Consider the following 17,698-nt stretch of genomic DNA (forward strand, 5'->3'; position numbering starts at 1 on the left):
GAAGCGCGAGAATCTTGCGAATGAGGTGTTGATGAAGCACAGTCCGGGGTCTGAGAGGGGAGGTGGAGCGAGGTACGAGGCCAACACGACCATGAGCAGAGTAGACCTGGAGCCAGCGATAGATGGTGGAACGAGCAATCGAGTGGATCACCGCCGCCTCAGAGACAGACCTCTTAAGTGCAAGCTGCACAATCTTTTCCCTGAGAGTCACCGAAGATATCATTTCTAATCACTTCACTCAAAGTGATCATCTTCTGTGACTCTCACCGTCCCAAATGTTTTGTTACCATACAACTACAATGATTCTACTCAACAAGGTAAATCCCTGCAAAACACAGAAAACAGTATAATAAATAGTGTGGGTCATTAATTTAAGAAACAATTTTAGTTGTCATACACCATATTCATAAACATTCATATATATAACTAAAATTCGCAATTGGAACTTTTTTCACAGTACCGTCCTCTTTAGCGCTGTTTCTTAATCAAATAGAGAGGTACTCATGAATTATCAAAGAACACGCATGTAGAGCCCATTCACGGTCAGATCTATATAGGGTTGCCCCGATGTCATAAATAAATTATACACCAAATAAGCCCATTTATTAAATTCAAGCCTCGAAACATAGTAAATTTAATGGGAAGAAATTTCCATTAATTAAAACGCGTATTGAATATGTAAAAAAGAGAAGAGTAGGAAAGGAAAACTTGCCCCCCCCCCTCAAAAAACTGATAGTATGGTAATATAAATCAATATACTAAAATGACAAGTTTATCAAAATAATAACGTGTTTTTGTTACATTCAACAATACATTATCATCCATAAGTCATGTGGTATGTGTGCAATTAATTCGACACCATGGTCTATGCTCTTGTATTGTTAAATAGATTCATACTGACGGCTCTGTGTGAAAAGTCGGTGAGGTAATACAAAGGATTGTGACGGGTCCGACCACCTCACATGACTCATGCCTTACTACTCATCATACGATGCGGCCAAGGCCCGTCATTCTCAGTTCTTGATGCACTTATCCACCTTAGTACTACACTCCCGCAACGGATATCCTCTTTCGGGCGCCCATCAAATTTTCCACTCCCGGTCCTCTTTGTTCTTCTTGGGATCAAGTTCGTTTGGCTCTGACCTCAGCTACAGACCCTTTGTCGCCCAGATACGTTTCATCCTTCATATCATTGAACACCTTGGTCTTGTACGACTCCCTATATATTTCATCCTGCAGAGGCATTCAAATGACTGGACCTCTGCCTCCCCCATCACATATATCGCCTCATATGATATGATTAGCGAGTATTGCAGATAACTTATGTATGAGACAACAACCTGCCTATGGGCAAAAACGTTTAGTCTATCCCATTTTAATATGTCTGATGAAGGTGCGGTTCGGAGGAGGTCTGGTTTCACGAGTATCGCGAGAATAGCGACCTGATTTCCTGTTGAACGTGCTCCTCTACAACATCAAGCGACTCAACATATTGGAGTGTGACGGGAAGTGGCTTTTCACAGAGCCGTAATTCTTGCAAAAGTTACACTTCGCAACTATTATGAGTGGGTATGACTCGTCCACATCGGGTGGACGCAATGACGGGGTCGTTAGATAGATCTGATGTGGTTAGGGCGGCAGCGCTCTCAGTAGTTGCAGCCTTGGGTCTCACGTTGATGAAGTTAGTAGTTGGTGTCTTTAGTGGTTCACTGGGAGTGTTGTCTGAAGCTCTCCACAGTGGACTCGATCTCATTGCTGCTGGTGTCACCTTCGTTGCTGTAAAGGCAGCGGCAAAGGCCCCTGACGAAGACCACCTGTACGGTCATGGAAAGGTGGAGAGTTTTGCTGCTCTGGCGGAGACCATCATGTTATGGGTCACATCCATCTGGATCATCTACGAGGCAATCCGTCGAATACTTTTTGCAGAGTTACCTGAACCGACCATTTGGGGGGTTGTGGTCATGTCTCTAAGTATTGTTATAGACTATGAGCGTAGCCGAATGCTCTACAGGACCGCCGAAAAACACGGCAGTCAGGCACTTGAGGCCGATGCTCTTCATTTCAGCACGGACATGATCAGCTCCGCGGTTGTTCTTCTTGGCTTGGGTTTCGTGTGGCTTGGCTTTCCCATCGGTGATCCCCTTGCCGCGTTGGGCGTGTCTATAGTCATCATCTACGTCTCTCTGAACCTGGGCAAGCGGGCTTATGATGAGCTCGTGGATACTGCGCCAGAGGGCATGAGTGAACAGGTCAAGCAGATCTGTCTTAAGACCCCGGGAGTCATCGAGGTTGGGCGGATTCGGATCCGCGGTTCTGTCACCACCATGTTTGTGGATGTAGTGGTGAAGGTTGATGATTCCGAGATCGTTGCACATGCTCACGAGATTGCATCACAGATCGAGAATGAGGTTGCTACGCTCGCACAAAAGGTGGATGTGGTTGTGCACATAGAACCTGCTGACGCACAGGTCGATGACAAGGACATCTACTCGATTATGCAGCGAATCGCTCGTACAATTCCCGAGATTGAGAATTTGCACAACGTTCTTGTTCACACTACCGATGACGGAATCCATGTTGCTGCGCATCTTGAGATGGATGACTCTCTGACTCTTTCAGAGGCCCATGCAGTATCCGAGTCTTTTGAACGCCAAATCCGAGAGAAGATAGAAGGCCTTCAATCAGTCACACTCCATCTCGAGTCTGCAACAGAGGAAGAGGTCGGAACGGATATCACAGAGCAGGTGCCTGATATTGTTCAGGCAATCCATGAGACCCTTAATTCCATGGAGCAGGTAGACCATTGTCGAGAGGTCATGGTCAATCGAGATGACAAAGGGATCACAGTGTTACTAACGTGTTGTCTAACTCGTGATATGACGCTCTTAGAGAGCCATGCTATCGCAGACCTTATCGAACAGTGTGTTATGGAACGGCTCCCTCAGATCCGCAGTGTAGTAGTTCATCTCGAACCCGATTCTTATTAAAAAAGTGGCCCGCGTCATTTCATTTTTAGTGCTACATTTGGCATAATTAGTAGCAAGTAATAAATCGACCTTTTGGTAAAAGCATAAGTTGTGATTATTATGCACCAATTGGCTAAGACACTACTGTGTGTGGCAATTGCAGGCTTGTTGTTCTTTACTGCGGTTCTATACGATCTTCCATGGTTGGTCGTGATAGGTGCGATCTTTGACTGGTTGCCGTTGCCCACGCGCTGGATGGTTGTACCTGATGATGCGGGGATTCCTGTTAATCAGCAGGCTGTGAAAGTTCATCTTGTCTTCACGCTAGTGGCGTATGCTTTTGCAACACTCTGGGTTGTGATGATGCTGTTCTCGCTTGTTCTGCCATTTGATGCAGCAACTATCAAGTATCTCTTTATCGAGCTCTGGTGGGCGGCTGTCATTGTCGGGCAGTTCATCTATCTGCCACGTGAGAAATAGGTCACTTGTCTGAATTATTGACTGTTGATCGTTCTGCTATGGGATCTCCAAGGGCTGCTTTATTGCAGGCGACCGGGCCTCTCTAGTAGGGCGTTTTTGCAATCACGTATTATTAGAGTACGCTTTATTAAATACTAATTCATATTTACAACCCACAGGTTGTTCATTCTCGATAACATTCTCTGTATGAACCGTGACTAGGCACAGTGATGCCAGTCCTTTGATCAGGATCAGCCCGAGACCTCCACCGGGAGCCTTCGAGAGTTTGCCGGGTCTGTTTATATAATCAATGAGCGACTGTGGCAGGCCTCCCGCCCTGTCTTCTATAGTTAGCACGATATGTTTACTTTCACTCTTGCTCTTGATCCCCAAGAATGATGAACCATGCTTGATCGCGTTGTCGATTATGTTGTATATTATCTGGTGGACCAGATCATTTGAGTAGACCATTAATGACTGTTCGAGATCCTCGACTATCTCGATGTTCTTGGACTCGTATACAGTTTCTATCAGTTCGGTGACCGAGTGGATAATATCTGTGAGGTTGACCACTTTTTCGATTCTCTCGTATCTTGCGATCTCACTTGTGACCTTTCGGACCTCAGTGAGGAAGTCTGTGACCTTTGTTGTGACCTGAGTGGCTACCGTCAACCATTCTTGTTTTTTCGGGCCTCCCTCTTGTGCCAGCTCCAAAGCCTGCAAGATGAGCTGGATGTAATTGCGGATATCATGATGGACGACGCTTGCCAAGAGAAGTGCGAAGTTGTTTTGGCGTTCTAAAATACTATGTGAGAGCTGTATTGCCAGACCATAGATTCCCAATCCGATCATTGTGAGGGCTACTGATTGGACACTAAGATAGATCAGGAGCATATTGTGTGGAAGTATGACGACCACTGAAACCCCCAATGAGGTCACTGCCCAGCCTAATGCGCCAATTGAGAGAAATACTCTGAAAAAGCCCTTGTCTTGATAGTGTTCTCTGAAGACACGGATGAACACAAGTCCTGTGATTCCCGCATAGAATTCGGGTGCGATGTATGCTACCTGTGTGGGAACGACAAGGACCAAGATCAGAATGTCATATACTAACGAGCTAATTATCGCAAGGCCATATACCCACCATGCGAACAGCTTCGAGGCCTGAATGCTTCCATTGAGCATTAATGTGGAGCCTACTATGATTCCTATGATTGCTAATATATCAAGGATATCTATCGTTGAGGAAGGATAGACGATGCTCGGGGCAGTGAGGAGAACCATGATCAGCCAGCCGATTCCCCAGAGCTTCATCCTCTTGTCATATTGATATGTGAGAAATGTTGCAGACACGATCAGCAAGAACAATATAACAACAATTATTGCCACTACAAATGAGGGACTGACAAAGGCGACCTGTTGCATATCGTGTCATCACTTGATCTTCGTTTTCATCGTGGATTAGGAGACTCTATTTTTACAGTTGTAGTAATCATATTTGAGTGCATTGCCGTCTTATGGTGTGACGAATTTTCAATTCATTTGATGACTACCAATATGCTTAATGTATCGTCCCTGCTAGTAGACGCTATAATCACTCTTGATGATGTCTTAGACGCCTACGGACGAGTGAAAGGCGTTGCTCACAACACTCCTATCTTGACCTCGCGAACAATTGATCAATTGACCGGGGCGCAGGTCTATTTCAAGTGCGAGAACTTTCAAAGAGCTGGTGCCTTCAAATTCCGAGGCGCATACAACACTCTAAGTCAGATGAGTGCTGAAGAACAGAAGAGAGGGGTCATCACTCACTCCTCTGGCAACCATGCCCAAGCTCTGGCCTTGGCCTCTTCGATCTTGGGAATCAAGGCCACTGTGATCATGCCTGAAAACTCCGCACGTGTCAAGATCGAAGCTACAAGAGGGTATGGGGCCGAGGTCGTTCTGTGTGAACCCACACTTGAGGCTCGGGAGCGCACAACCAACGAATTCATCGAGCGTCATGGCTACTTGTTGATCCATCCCTATGATAACGAACGCATCATAGCTGGCGCTGGGACTGCTGCCGTTGAACTGATCCATGAAGTCCATGAACTTGATGTGATCATGTGTCCTGTCGGGGGTGGCGGTCTCCTCAGTGGAACTGCCATTGCCACTAAAGGCCTTCTTCCTGACACCGCTGTTATTGCAGCTGAACCCGAAAATGCAAATGATGCATATCGTGGTCTCAAGAGTGGCGAGTGGGTGCCGAGCGTAAATCCCATCACGATTGCCGACGGACTTAGAACCTCGCTGGGCCGAATCAATTTTCCAATCATCCGGAAGATGGTGAATGACATCATCACGGTCTCGGAGGAGGAGATCGTAGATGCGATGCGACTTCTCTGGGAGCGAATGAAGCTGGTTGTGGAACCATCGGGTGCAGTGCCTCTGGCTGGGCTTCTTGCAAGAAAAGAAGTGTTTTCTGGGAAAAGGATCGGAATACTTCTCAGCGGCGGAAACATTGACCTTACCGATTTCTTCGATCTATTGCGGGCGAAGATACGCACAATTTAGCATTGTTCTTCTCTCGAAGGTAGTTGGAGTCTGTGGTCGCTTTCATGTATCTTTGGTCTCAGAATTTTATTGCTTGTCTGTGCGCCTGATCTGCCCATATTTTTCTAAATAAATAAAAATATTCGAAGAGTGCTGGAACATCCTTGCATGCGATCACAACATGTGAGGTAATGACGCTCATCTTCATGTAGAGTGGAAGTTCCTCAAACAGCCAGACATCGTAAATATCAGGATTGAGGCGTTGCCAAAGTCTTCCTAGAAGTTCCGATTGTTTTTTTGGTTCGGTGATCTTAGGTGCGACAACACAAATATCGATGTCACTCTGAGAGCTATCAGTTCCATCGGCATGGGAGCCAAATAGTAAGACCGCATCCACGCCGGGAATCTCGATGATCCATTCAAGTCTCTGTTTTAGATCATCGATTTCTGGTGTAGCCATGCTTCTATCATCTCCAAACATTCCTTAATCTTTGGAATTAATCGTTCTATGCTCTCAAACACCCGTGAGAGATCAATCCCGTTGTATGTATGAACAAGCCTGTTCCGAAGCCCGTTTGCTTCATGCATTGCTAGTCCTATTTCGTGGCTCATTACACCTAATCTGACTGCTCTATCTATATTTGTGTGGTCATCGAGTGGTGGTTGTGATGTATCTTTTAGCACCATTGATAGTAAATCCGTTGTCGCTTCTATGGTTTCTTGGACAGCTTTTTCAATTGCTAGAACTGTCTTTTGATCGTCAAGTGTATATTCATCTTCAAGCCATCTACGAGTAAGATTCAATCGATCCCTTGCGTGTGCTATCTTCGTCAAGTATCTTGCCGCTCTATTGGACTCTATTATCTGTCACATCCTTTTGACTAGATTCAATGAATCAATGGACTGAATTTGCTATTAACTTTGCCACCGTTGAACCAAGATGCGTTTTAGTGACCTGATTGGAAGGTGCTTCCGGATGTGGTGTTGGTGATCCTCGTAGAACTACAAATCGCCCTCATAATAATTTGAGAAAACCAAAAAGAGTGGCCCTCGTGTGCGTCCGGAGATTGCTCCCGGATTCTTACTAAGGACCACTGTCTGTAATGAATAGATACGAACGAAAGATCGTACTCTGCTCTCTTGGAATTAGAGACCGAGAGTGGCTCCTTCGGTAGCAAGACTTACCAGCGCTGCGGCACCACCGATCTTGGCACCCTCAACGAGGTCTTCATCCTTGATACCTCTATGATTGCTGCAGGGTCCGCAGAGGAGACACTTTCCACCAAGCGCAAAGAAATCTTCAATGAGTTTCTTGGGCTCGGGCATTCCCGAGAGGTGCTCGATCTCTGCGGCCTTACCCTTCACTGCGAGATCAACGGCGCTCCCAAGCAGGAACACTGTGACATCAACATCTAGGGCAAGGGCTCCGTTCCCCACAATAAAGGGCAAGAGGCACCTCTCCGGATCGTCTATTCCGTGAGTTGAGGTTATGAGTAATTTTTCCGTGTCGCTCATTTGTTTCATCTCTTTTGGTTTTTCAATAGTTGATTTAGGTCAGAATTGGAATCTCGTCATAAGACTCCTCTTCTGGGGTGGTCTGGGCTTTGATGCCCTTCGCATATTCATAGACCCAAAGGGTCAATGGACGATAGAAGGCGTGGGCTCCTTTGTTCAGTGGAGCAAGTACTATGTACAGTCCCACGATCAGCAGATGGAATATGATGAAGTATCCCGCCAATGTCTGCCATTCAGGAATGGTGATGTTGACATAGGCCGCCCATTGTTGCCATAGGGGAATGTAGATGTCTATGGTGAGGAGAAATCCCGAGATTCCTAGCATATTGGTCAATCCGAGAAATACCCAGTCAGAGAATGTAGTATGTCCGTAGTAGTTATCATCGTGTCTACGTTTATGGAAGATCATTGTTCTTGTCGCACCATATACAAGTAGAATCCCGCCAGTAATTCCTAGAAGGTGGGTGGGATACGTGATCGGGACCATGAGTTCAATTGGCTTTGTCAGCCAGTTGATGACAGTTGATGCGAACAGGAGAATGAATCCCCAGACCATGCACATATGGAGAACCCAACGTCGCCTTCTGAATGGTACACTAGTATCTTGATCCGTGGCATACCTGCGTTGATAGAGGATCTCTGTGAAACCGACTTTGATAAGGCTTAAGATCCATATCCACAGTTTCCTTAGAAATGATACGCCTGTCGAATCGGGTCCGTATAATTTGTACTGGCGCATCAGATGCCTGAAGAGTCCTAAGAAGTATAGACCCATCCATACTGCAAAAATTCCTCCGGCAACAAGTCCGCCAAGATGCACGAACTCCGGATCAAAATAGATCCACGTAGGATTGATACCCGCCTGTAGTGACGCATTAAAGTCAGCATATGGCCACATGATCCATAGAGCTACTATTGACAAGAGTGCGATGAATCCTGTGTATGCAGCCTTTGATTTGTATAGTACCCGTGAGATGTGGGTCACATCATTTTGGGCAATCGCGTATCTTCTGGCAGCGGCCATAAACTCGCCAGGCTCAGCCTCTCTTGGGCAAGTGGTCGAACACTGTCCACAGTAGTAGCAGAGCCAGAGCTCTTTGGAATCAATAAGTTCCTCTTTGGCACCAAGTTGTGCTAGACGAATAATGGCTCTTGGGAATTCCCCGTCTTCTTCGGACAGGGGACAGATGGCAGTGCAGGTGCCACAATTAAAGCAGGCACTGACATCAAATGCTCCATATTTCTTAATGTCTTGGAGTAGATCGGGGTCTAATTCAATGACGCTCACAATAGTTCGCCTCAGAACGTGTACACTGGATATTCACCAGTCTTGTCTATGATCTTCAATTGCGCCCAGTGATGCAGAGCGGTCACCGCTCTGAACACTTCGTAGCTCGGGTATTTGTTATCGAGGGCCTCCACGATCTTGGGAACCGTGTCATTGCCGGCTTGTATTGCCTTCTTCACTTCTCGGACGATCTTGGAGAAGTATTTGTGGCGAGTCATCAGTTCTTCAGTTGGATACCCTTTCTCTTTCATGCGCTCCTTGAACGCTTTCAGTTTCTCTCGATGAATGGGGTCCTTAGTCATTATTCAACCTCCTTTATCATCGCGGCTACCATGTCTTCGTACTTCTCAAGATCCCATCCCTTCAGGGTTATTGCTCGGGTCGGACAGACTGGTACACAGGCTCCGCATCCCACACATAGGGATGGCTCGACCTTGGCCTTCTTCTTGCCACCGCTCTCGGTCAATGAGATGGCTCCGTATGGGCATTCCGGAACACAGAGCGCGTGTCCTTCACATCTGTCATAATCGACTTCTGCAATGAATGGGTTGAGTGCAATCTGGTCCTTGGTGAGGATGTTTGCGGCCTTGCTGGCAGCAGCAGACGCTGACGCAATAGACTCGGTGGAGTCCATGGGTGCCTGTGCGGTGCCGGCAATGAAGATTCCATCCACTGAGGACTCGACAGGTTTGAGCTTGGGATGCACCTCTTGTAAGAATCCATCTTTTCCGGTGGGGAGTGAGAAGATCTTGATGAGGTCTTGAATGGGTTCGGGTTCCATCCCCACGACCAATACCACGAGGTCCGCCGAGGCTCTGACCTCGCGGCCCTTGAAGAGCAAGTCCTTTGTCTGTATCGTGATCTTCTCGTTCTCAATGGTGATGATTGGAGGCTCCTCATTAGGATACTTGAGGAAGATCACGTCTTTCTTGCTCGCATTAATATAATATGCCTCATGGCCAATGCCATGTGTCCGAATGTCTCTGAAGAGATCATAGACATGGATTTTCGGGAATCTGTCCTTGAGCTCATTTGCGACACGAAGGTTCGCAGTGCAACAATATCTTGAGCAGTACGTGTTCAGTCGTCCATCTTTGGGCTCGTGAACTCCCTCGATCTGTCGGCTTCCGACACAATGGATCACTGTGACATTCTTGATGGCCTTTCCCTTGTACACGAACTCTTTCTGGTCCTCGGGAATCTTTTCAAGAATGCTAATTATCTCCGGCAGGGTGACAACAAATGGCGTCTCTCCATAGGCGAACTCGCCCTTTGCAGGTTCGTACGGTTTGAACCCGGTTGCCATGATGATCGCACCAACTGTGAGTTCCTCCTCCAGTGGGGTGTCATCAAGAGAGATCCCTGCCCCCTTTGCGATCTCGACACATTTGCCGCACTTGGTGCAACTCTTCCAGTCTATGGCTGGCTGGTCGGGATATGCGCCGGGATATTTAATATAAATCGCCTTTCTTGTCGTCAGTCCGTAGTCTTGTTCGTTAGGAACTTCTACAGGACAGGCCTCAAAGACCTCTTCAGGATTGTCAATTTGCTGAACGCCACGTGGGATGGTCCGCAGGGTCACGTGGAATGAACCAATGGATCCCGACCCACTGATGACTTCAGTGTTCAAACGAACTTTGATCCGTGAGTTGTTTTTGACTCTGTCAATCAGATCGTGAATGACCTCTTTCGCTGAGATGTCAGTGGGAAAGAGCTTTGTCAACTGTGTGATGCGTCCTCCCAAGAACGGCTGTTTCTCGATCAGGTCTACTGCAATTCCTCGCTCTGCAAGGTCGAGTGCCGCAGTGATCCCACTGATTCCACCACCAATGACGAGGGCATGCTTTGTAGCATCCTTCATGATCGGTTCAAGTGGTTTCTCATGACGAACTCCTGCGATTGCTCCGCGAATCAGGCGAATTGCTTTCTCGGTCGCCTTCTCATGTTCATGTGAATGCACCCAGCTGTCCTGCTCTCGAATGTTCACATGCATGTACAGATACTTGTTGAGACCGGTCTTGTCCAAGACCTTCATGAACGTGGCCTCGTGAAGATCTGGTGAACATGATGCTACGATGACTCGATTGAGGCCCTGTTCCTTGATGTCTTTTGCAATCAGTTCTTGTCCCGGATCCGAACACATGAAGATGTAGTCCTTGGAGACCACAACATCTTTCTCATGAGAGATCTCTTCAGCTACTCGCTTGACATCCACAACGTCAGAGATGTTACCACCACAGTGGCAGACGTACACTCCAATTTTCAGGGGCTCTTTTGATTTCTTTTTCTCTTCAGTCATTGCTATCCCCTTCCTACTTGGTCTCGATCTCTACTAGCTTGACGACCTTTGCCGGTTCCCGTGCTCCGCCATTCAGATAGATTGAAGCCTTCATTGCAGCAGCACTACCGCTCTTGATCGAGTCAACAATGTCCATTGGTCCATTTGCCACTCCTGCAACATAGACGCCGGGAATGTTTGTGGCCGAGGGATTCTCATTGGGATTTGCACTTCTGATGAAGCCGTATTGATCCATGGCAACATCCACAATTCCCTTAGGATTCCACTTGGGCACCAGCCCGATGGAGAGAACAACCAGCTCGTGATCGAACTCTCGGATGCCACCATCCTCATCAAATACTTCGATCCGAACGGTCAGGTCCCCGTTCTCTTTCTCTGTGATCTTGGCGACCTTTCCACGAATGAAGCTTACACCCATCGCCTTTGCATCTTCAACAAATTCTTCGTAGCCCTTACCAAAGGCTCGGATGTCCATGTAGTAGATCGTGATGTCTGCAAGAGGTGCGGCAGCGGACAGGAGCATTGCTTGCTTTGCTGCGTACATGCAGCAGACTCGTGAACAGTATGGAATGCCAATTGACAAGTCACGAGACCCAGCACATTGGATATATGCAATTGATAGAGGCAGTTTACCGTCACTGGGTCTCATGATCCCACCGTACGGACCATGAGGCGCAAGTATTCGCTCCATCTGCTTTCCAGTGATGACATTCTTGAATTGGCCACCACCATATTCTTCTTTGATAATGGGGGTCTCAAGTAGTCCAGTTGCCAGAATGACTGTGCCTGCATCGAACTCATGGTCTTGTGGAAGCATTGAGTAGTCGATCGCATCAGTCGGGCAGACCGTGGCGCATCTTCCACAAAAGATGCATTCGTCCTCATGCAAGACCGCTTTTGGTGGCAGAGCATTTGCAAAAGGCACACCTACTGCTTTTCTGATTCCGAGGTTCATATCATAATCATCAATGACGTATACCGGGCAGACTTCCGCACATTCGTTACATCCTGTGCACGGGTCCAAGTGGACGTACCGTGGCCGTTCATGGATCTTCACCGTGAACCGGTCATCGTCCCGTCGTTCGATCTTAGTGACCTCTGCAAGGGTCATGGTCGTGATGTTCGGATGCTTGTACGTTTCTGACATCTTCGGTGTCGTGATACAGCTCGCACAATCCAAGGTCGGGAATACCTTGGACAATTGTATCATTGTTCCTCCGATGCTGCTCTTCTTTTCAATAAGCAGTACCTGATAATCCTGATTTGCTAGATCTACTGCACATTGCATTCCTGCAATGCCTGCACCTATTACTATCGCGTCGTATTTTTTCAAATTCTCCACCCCTAGCTTGTCGAGGCCTTTTTCTTTTTCAGTTCAAGTAATGTCTCATACATTTGCTTCACTTGCTTAACAAAAGCATCAGCGCAAACTGTACATATTGCAGTCAGTCGTAGTCGTTCGATCTCAATACCCTCTTTCTGCATGAGTTGATACGTGCGATCAATTCGCGCAGCCAGTTTCTTGTAGGAGTCCTTGAACGGGCTCTCATCACCACATGACGCGATGAGAATACCATCGTAGCCTTCCTTGAAGGCTTGGATATAGAACTCTTCAGGAAAGATGACCGGATCGGGTATTCGAATTACGAACGTACTGGCCGGGTATTCTTTGTGTCCTTGTCCTGCATTGTCAATGCCGGGGTACGAACAAGCCAGCGTGGCAATGATCAGAATTTTTGGTTCATCTTTGAGCAGATTCAATTGCGTGACCATAGGAGTCCACCAGGAATAGTAGATCTAGTAAAAATGGGGCGAAGGCGTACTGCCCTCGCTTACTTCTTTCGTCGGATGAAGATGCTGAAGAAGCCAGTACCCTCTTTTATCCCGATGATTTCGTGGCCTGCTTTCTTTACCCAGATGGGCAGGTCTCTCTTGGTTCCTGGATCATTGGAACGGACCTCAACGATCTGTCCAACCTTTATCTTGGACATGGACTTCTTTGCCTCGAGCAGAGGACCTGGACATGCCGAGCCTCTGGCATCTGCCACATAATCAGCTTTTATTTCGTCAGTCATATTTTTCACCCTAGTTTATTCACTCAAGTGATGTATCGAGCACCCAAATTTCTAACTTATACTTGTTTTGCTATACACTTGTATAGCCAAGTCGCAAAATTACAATATGAATGTTCAACTCGTTTTAAGTTACCAAGTTGCAACTGAAAATATAATTTTAGTTATCTGACTGAAGATCGTATTCCCCCAGAATTCGTGACTTGTATTCGCAGAACCGTGTCGAATCGGGAGCACTTGAAGTGCCCCCTCTTGCACTTATTCGACACCATGACGTGCCAGCAATTGTCTGATGATCGAATCGTAATCCGCGTATTGTCGGAGGCCCAAAATGCTGGTGAGGGGTCTTCCATTCTCGAAGACATGAATTATTGGGACCGACTGCACGTTAAACTGTTGTGTGGTCCGCGGATTTTTGTCAATGTCGATCTTTCCAAAGAATGCCTTTCCCGAATATACCCTTGCAAGCTCGATCATTATTGGAGCAAGTGCTTGGCAGGGGCGACACCATTCCCCGAAGAAATCAATCAACGCTATCTTGGTCTGTTGGATCGTGGGCCAGAATGTGGCGTCGGTGAGTATGTTCACTTGGCCATTGGCAAGCGGTTCAGCCACTTTTGGTTTTGCTGGCTGGCTGGCCTGTCGCATGAGCATCTCCATTTTTCGTCTTCGGATCTCTGCTAGTTCATCGTCTTCTGACATTCTTAACCCTCTTCGGTTGTGCGTTAGACGCGCACAGGCGCGTTCTGTATTTGAACTCTTCGGTGAGGCCATGGGAATTTTGCTTAAAGCATGTTTCAATGATGCATTTTGGTTCATCTGCATCGCCAAAGGGTCGAATACACCTATGTTTTGTACCACAACGCCCAGTCCTAAAATAACTTAAGGGTGCTTGAATGAAAATGGTTTGGCGAAAAAACCATGACCATTGAAGAGATGAGATGGGATCTATCGCATCTGGTAAAGGACACAAGCCCTGATGCGATCAAAAAAGAACTCGAGGCCGCTGTTGAAGACGCGCAGAAGTTCCGTGACAAGTACTACGGCAAGATCGAGGGGTTTGGACCCAAGGAGCTGATTGAACTTCTCGAAGAGAATGACAAATTCCAGCTCAAGTATGAAGGGCCCTTCATGTACTGCGGACTGATGTATGCTGCTGACTCAACAGATAACGTAGCCAAGCAATTATTTGATAGTTCACAGATGGCAGGGATGCGGTTCAGGCAGATCTTGGCATTTATGGAACTCGAACTTGGGAAACTGCTTGCGAAAAAACCAGAGTTGGTGAATGATCCCACGCTGGCAGAGTACAAACACTACCTTGAACGGATCGTTCGACGGATTCCTCATATGCTCTCTGAGAAAGAAGAACAACTGATTATTACAAAGGACAGGAACGGAATCGATGCATGGTCACGACTTCAAGGCGATTGGCTATCGACACGCACCTTTGAGATTGAGATTGACGGTGAGAAAAAGGTCATGCCCTACGGTGAGATTATTGGCCTATATCAGCATCCTGATCGTGAGATTCGACGTAAGGCGAATCAGGTCGTCTATGCAGGTCTCGGAAAGGATGAACTGATCTGGGCGAGTGCCGTTCGTTCTATCTGTTCTGACCATCTGCAGATGTGTGAGTGGCGCAAGTACGAGAGTCCTATGGAGCCGAGTCTCATAGCCAATGATGTGGACCAGGCGACCATTGATAGTCTTATGCGTACTATCGAGAACAATGTAGACCTTTACCGCGACTACCTCAGGCTGAAGGCCAAGCTCATGGGATTGAACAAGCTTGGAAACTGGGACATTGTCGCGCCCTTGCCCAATGCACCTGAGATCAAGTATTCTTGGGATGATGCTCGCAATGAGGTCATCAGTTCCTATAGAAGCTTTGATGAGCAGATTGGTGACTGGGTCAATGAGATGTTTGAAAAGCGGCATATTGATGGGGAAGTACGAAATGGCAAACGTTCTGGAGCCTTCTGCGCTTCATGGCTGGATGGTAAGAGCGCATACATACTTCTCAGCTTCAATGGTAAGCTTGGAGATATCTACACACTAGCCCATGAGAACGGTCACGCTGTTCACGACTACTTGATGAGCAGAAACCAAAAGCCCTCGAATGCAGAGGTGGGTGCTTGTATTGCCGAGTGCGGCTCGATCTTTGGTGAACTGCTGATGACCGATCGGCTACTTGCAAAAGCAAAGACCAAGGAAGAGAAACAGGCAGTACTTGCTACAGTGCTGGATGAGTTCGGCATGGCAGCATTTCAGGTCTCAGCAAGAGTGTTCTTTGAACAGAGCATGTACGATACTATCAAAGAGGGTGGCTTCCTTGATGGTGAAACAGTTGCAAAACTCTGGGTCGCAGGTCGCGATAAGATCTATGGTGATGCCGTCGAATGGCTACCTGAGATGAAATGGGAGTGGACCATGAAGGTTCATTACTACATTCCTCGGTTTAGATTCTATAACTATCCGTACGTCTTCGCTCAACTCTTTGTGTTCTCACTCTATCGGCTTTACAAAGAGCAGGGCAAGGACTTTGTTCCTAAACTCAAGGCGCTTCTCAGTGCTGGCTCAAGCAAGGCTCCACGCGAACTTGGAAAGGAGCTTGGCTTTGACATTGCCACCGAGGAGTTCTGGCAGAAGGGTATGGATCAGGCTCGTGACTTTGTAGAGATGCTCAAGGAAACAATGGAGTAATTTCATCACTCGCTGGCAGCCTCGGCTCGCCAGCAAATTTTCTTTTTATTATATACTCGTGTCAGTATTTATTTATAATAACTGATAGTGTGATTTTTTATTATATATTAATTTAGTCACCACATCCAGATTCACGGCAAATAATATATCGTACTTTGCCAACTGACCTTGAAGGGGCTGGCTCGCATGATAAAAAGAGCACGTATTTTTCTTGTTTTATTTATCTCGACCATCTTTTTACTGGGAACGGTTTCTCCCACGCTGGCTGCCAGTGATCAAGGATTGTCATGGGGTGTTTCTGTGGGGGACGAGTACATGTTCCTCTACAAACACGTGGATTATTCCGATGAGAAAAATTCGCGGGCATATAATATTATAGTAAAAATTACTGATCTACCCGAGATCCCGGAGAATATCACTGCTATAAATTCGCTCTATTACTTTCCCATTCATCCCAAAACTGATGTGTTATTTTTGAATCGCTCCCCAGTTGGATCATTCATAGCAAATCTGCCCCAACTGGTATGGCCTGTGGGAAATTGGTCTCTCTGGTCGAATCTCAGCCATGATTGTATCAATGCGTCGTATTCACTTGTGTACAATAGCACTGCCACTGAATCGAAAACTACCTGGTCATATACGTACACAGCGAAGCTCTCCGACTTGACCGAAAAGTCCACTTTGACTTTTGACAAGGCGACTGGTGTTCTCAATCGTGGGATCCTTTCGTTTTATTGGAAAAATACTCCTCTTGCTTTACAGGAGACCGAGCGTATCACATCAAATCCTGCTGCTATGTCTGTCTTGATAGTTGGTGGTTCGGTCTTTGTCGGCATTCTTGCAGTAGCTTTGATCATACAAGGATACAGATGGATTGGGACTCGGAGGTCATACTATGAGACGGCCGAGCACGAAATGAGTTTGGCTTCTGAGACGGCCGAATACGATAAGGAATAGATTATTCCCGATAGGGATCTCAGCGGGACTGTATTAATTTGATATAATTCTGCCCCGTTTGATCTGCTATCATTTATCTCTTGACATTACTTGGAATATTACTTATTTTAATATCCGGTCTAGTTAGGAGCGAATTTATTTTTTGAGCAAAGAATTATATCAGAATTTGTAGAATATTCTATGGGTCGGCATTATGAATGCAAAGGCACGCTCAATTATGACGGTATTTATTGTGGGGATTATTTTGTTATTATTACAACTTCCCACCACACATGCTGCAAGTACTCAGAATCTCTCGTGGGGAGTCTCTGTGGGAGATCAGTTCACATACCACTTCAAGTATCGGGATTACAAGTATCCGATCTATAACAAGTCATTTGACATTATCGTGAATGTCACCGGGCTTCCTGATATTCCTGAAGGTATTGCCTCTGTCAACTCACTCTACTATTTTCCTATTCACGCCAATGTTTCCATGTATTTTGAAAACGGGACTGACCTCGGAATGATCTCAGCTCACTTACCAAACATGATCTGGCCTGTTGGGAATTGGCCTCTGTGGTCAAATCTCGTCCATGATTATCTGAGTAACGAATATGTATTCGTAGACGACAAGTATGACGAGTCGGTTGCAACATGGTCGTGTAAGGTCACTGGTAATAGATCGGACACACTATACACAATAGAATCATACATCTTTGACAAGTCAACAGGTGTTTTAAATTATTTAAACTATACTTCTTATCTTGAGGATGGTCCTTCCTTCTCTTATTACTTGGAGCGCTTTCCCATAACAAATCATCCTTCTTCGGATGGAACTCTTCTGCTCGTTGCAGGTACTGGTGCTGTCATCTTAATTGTCGTAGTGGTACTTGGAATACGAAAGTTCAAGTGATTCATC

Annotated in this window: 18 protein-coding genes; 6 read left to right on the top strand and 12 right to left on the bottom strand. The window is 46.5% G+C overall.

The genetic code is table 11. The features are described 5' to 3' along the window. The coding region (locus K9W43_12740; GenBank protein MCF2138090.1) for a helix-turn-helix domain-containing protein at positions 1–223 on the bottom strand (223 nt) is incomplete at its 3' end. A gap of 1,348 nt (positions 224–1,571) precedes the next feature. Here K9W43_12740 and K9W43_12745 point away from each other — a divergent pair. Both K9W43_12745 and K9W43_12750 read left to right on the top strand, forming a co-directional pair. Beyond that, positions 1,572–2,987, top strand: a complete 1,416-nt coding sequence (locus K9W43_12745) for a cation-efflux pump (protein ID MCF2138091.1) — start codon at positions 1,572–1,574, stop codon at positions 2,985–2,987. 108 nt (positions 2,988–3,095) lie between these two features. Further along, entirely contained in the window at positions 3,096–3,446 is a 351-nt protein-coding gene (locus tag K9W43_12750; protein ID MCF2138092.1) for a hypothetical protein, read from the top strand. Between the two features lie 102 nt (positions 3,447–3,548). Here the strand turns inward: K9W43_12750 and K9W43_12755 are convergent, their stop codons facing one another. Continuing rightward, positions 3,549–4,850, bottom strand: a complete 1,302-nt coding sequence (locus tag K9W43_12755; GenBank protein ID MCF2138093.1) for a HAMP domain-containing histidine kinase — start codon at positions 4,848–4,850, stop codon at positions 3,549–3,551. Positions 4,851–4,982: 132 nt separating this feature from the next. On the opposite strand from K9W43_12755, the gene K9W43_12760 reads away from it, so the two are divergent. Next, positions 4,983–5,981: a pyridoxal-phosphate dependent enzyme gene (locus tag K9W43_12760; protein MCF2138094.1), complete on the top strand. Its 999-nt coding sequence runs from the start codon at positions 4,983–4,985 to the stop codon at positions 5,979–5,981. A gap of 58 nt (positions 5,982–6,039) precedes the next feature. Here K9W43_12760 and K9W43_12765 read toward each other — a convergent pair whose 3' ends face one another. From K9W43_12765 to K9W43_12810, 10 genes are all read right to left on the bottom strand, one after another. Beyond that, positions 6,040–6,420, bottom strand: a complete 381-nt coding sequence (locus tag K9W43_12765; GenBank protein MCF2138095.1) for a nucleotidyltransferase domain-containing protein — start codon at positions 6,418–6,420, stop codon at positions 6,040–6,042. Next, a complete protein-coding gene (locus K9W43_12770) occupies positions 6,393–6,794 on the bottom strand; it encodes a DUF86 domain-containing protein (GenBank protein ID MCF2138096.1) in 402 nt (133 codons plus the stop codon). The genes K9W43_12765 and K9W43_12770 overlap by 28 nt, the downstream gene beginning before the upstream one ends. A 312-nt stretch (positions 6,795–7,106) precedes the next feature. Then, positions 7,107–7,475 carry a DsrE family protein gene (locus tag K9W43_12775; protein ID MCF2138097.1) on the bottom strand — a complete coding sequence of 123 codons (369 nt, stop codon included), beginning with the start codon at positions 7,473–7,475 and terminating at the stop codon, positions 7,107–7,109. Positions 7,476–7,509: 34 nt separating this feature from the next. Next, complete coding sequence (locus K9W43_12780; GenBank protein MCF2138098.1) at positions 7,510–8,763, bottom strand: 4Fe-4S dicluster domain-containing protein; 1,254 nt, start codon at positions 8,761–8,763, stop codon at positions 7,510–7,512. An 11-nt stretch (positions 8,764–8,774) separates the two neighbouring features. Next, complete coding sequence (locus tag K9W43_12785) at positions 8,775–9,065, bottom strand: hypothetical protein (protein MCF2138099.1); 291 nt, start codon at positions 9,063–9,065, stop codon at positions 8,775–8,777. Next, complete coding sequence (locus K9W43_12790; protein MCF2138100.1) at positions 9,065–11,062, bottom strand: CoB--CoM heterodisulfide reductase iron-sulfur subunit A family protein; 1,998 nt, start codon at positions 11,060–11,062, stop codon at positions 9,065–9,067. Before K9W43_12790 ends, K9W43_12785 begins: the two co-directional genes overlap by 1 nt. A gap of 13 nt (positions 11,063–11,075) precedes the next feature. Further along, positions 11,076–12,404: a CoB--CoM heterodisulfide reductase iron-sulfur subunit A family protein gene (locus K9W43_12795; protein ID MCF2138101.1), complete on the bottom strand. Its 1,329-nt coding sequence runs from the start codon at positions 12,402–12,404 to the stop codon at positions 11,076–11,078. Between the two features lie 2 nt (positions 12,405–12,406). Further along, the gene (locus K9W43_12800) at positions 12,407–12,835 is read right to left on the bottom strand and encodes a hydrogenase iron-sulfur subunit (protein MCF2138102.1); all 429 of its coding nucleotides are present in this window, start codon (positions 12,833–12,835) and stop codon (positions 12,407–12,409) included. Positions 12,836–12,894: 59 nt separating this feature from the next. After that, positions 12,895–13,137 (bottom strand): sulfurtransferase TusA family protein, encoded by a 243-nt coding sequence (locus K9W43_12805; protein ID MCF2138103.1) that lies wholly within the window; start codon positions 13,135–13,137, stop codon positions 12,895–12,897. A gap of 255 nt (positions 13,138–13,392) precedes the next feature. Beyond that, positions 13,393–13,836, bottom strand: a complete 444-nt coding sequence (locus K9W43_12810; protein ID MCF2138104.1) for a thioredoxin family protein — start codon at positions 13,834–13,836, stop codon at positions 13,393–13,395. Positions 13,837–14,055: 219 nt separating this feature from the next. Here K9W43_12810 and K9W43_12815 point away from each other — a divergent pair, with 219 nt between their 5' ends. The 3 genes from K9W43_12815 to K9W43_12825 all read left to right on the top strand — a co-directional run bounded on the left by K9W43_12815 (position 14,056) and on the right by K9W43_12825 (position 17,692). Then, complete coding sequence (locus K9W43_12815) at positions 14,056–15,840, top strand: M3 family oligoendopeptidase (protein ID MCF2138105.1); 1,785 nt, start codon at positions 14,056–14,058, stop codon at positions 15,838–15,840. Positions 15,841–16,026: 186 nt separating this feature from the next. Then, on the top strand, positions 16,027–16,797 hold the full coding sequence (locus tag K9W43_12820; GenBank protein MCF2138106.1) for a hypothetical protein: 771 nt from the start codon (positions 16,027–16,029) through the stop codon (positions 16,795–16,797). A gap of 193 nt (positions 16,798–16,990) precedes the next feature. Beyond that, positions 16,991–17,692, top strand: a complete 702-nt coding sequence (locus K9W43_12825) for a hypothetical protein (protein ID MCF2138107.1) — start codon at positions 16,991–16,993, stop codon at positions 17,690–17,692. Positions 17,693–17,698 lie beyond the last annotated feature (6 nt).

This window comes from Candidatus Thorarchaeota archaeon, from assembly GCA_021498125.1.
GTDB lineage: Archaea > Asgardarchaeota > Thorarchaeia > Thorarchaeales > Thorarchaeaceae > B65-G9.

Excerpts from the sequence above, each read along its gene's own strand:
- K9W43_12745 (MCF2138091.1), top strand. The coding sequence starts at position 1,572 with ATGACTCGTCCACATCGGGTGGACGCAATGACGGGGTCGTTAGATAGA.
- K9W43_12755 (MCF2138093.1), bottom strand. The coding sequence starts at position 4,850 with ATGCAACAGGTCGCCTTTGTCAGTCCCTCATTTGTAGTGGCAATAATT.
- K9W43_12760 (MCF2138094.1), top strand. The coding sequence starts at position 4,983 with ATGCTTAATGTATCGTCCCTGCTAGTAGACGCTATAATCACTCTTGAT.
- K9W43_12765 (MCF2138095.1), bottom strand. The coding sequence starts at position 6,420 with ATGGCTACACCAGAAATCGATGATCTAAAACAGAGACTTGAATGGATC.
- K9W43_12775 (MCF2138097.1), bottom strand. The coding sequence starts at position 7,475 with ATGAGCGACACGGAAAAATTACTCATAACCTCAACTCACGGAATAGAC.
- K9W43_12785 (MCF2138099.1), bottom strand. The coding sequence starts at position 9,065 with ATGACTAAGGACCCCATTCATCGAGAGAAACTGAAAGCGTTCAAGGAG.
- K9W43_12790 (MCF2138100.1), bottom strand. The coding sequence starts at position 11,062 with ATGACTGAAGAGAAAAAGAAATCAAAAGAGCCCCTGAAAATTGGAGTG.
- K9W43_12800 (MCF2138102.1), bottom strand. The coding sequence starts at position 12,835 with ATGGTCACGCAATTGAATCTGCTCAAAGATGAACCAAAAATTCTGATC.
- K9W43_12805 (MCF2138103.1), bottom strand. The coding sequence starts at position 13,137 with ATGACTGACGAAATAAAAGCTGATTATGTGGCAGATGCCAGAGGCTCG.
- K9W43_12810 (MCF2138104.1), bottom strand. The coding sequence starts at position 13,836 with ATGTCAGAAGACGATGAACTAGCAGAGATCCGAAGACGAAAAATGGAG.
- K9W43_12815 (MCF2138105.1), top strand. The coding sequence starts at position 14,056 with ATGACCATTGAAGAGATGAGATGGGATCTATCGCATCTGGTAAAGGAC.
- K9W43_12820 (MCF2138106.1), top strand. The coding sequence starts at position 16,027 with ATGATAAAAAGAGCACGTATTTTTCTTGTTTTATTTATCTCGACCATC.
- K9W43_12825 (MCF2138107.1), top strand. The coding sequence starts at position 16,991 with ATGAATGCAAAGGCACGCTCAATTATGACGGTATTTATTGTGGGGATT.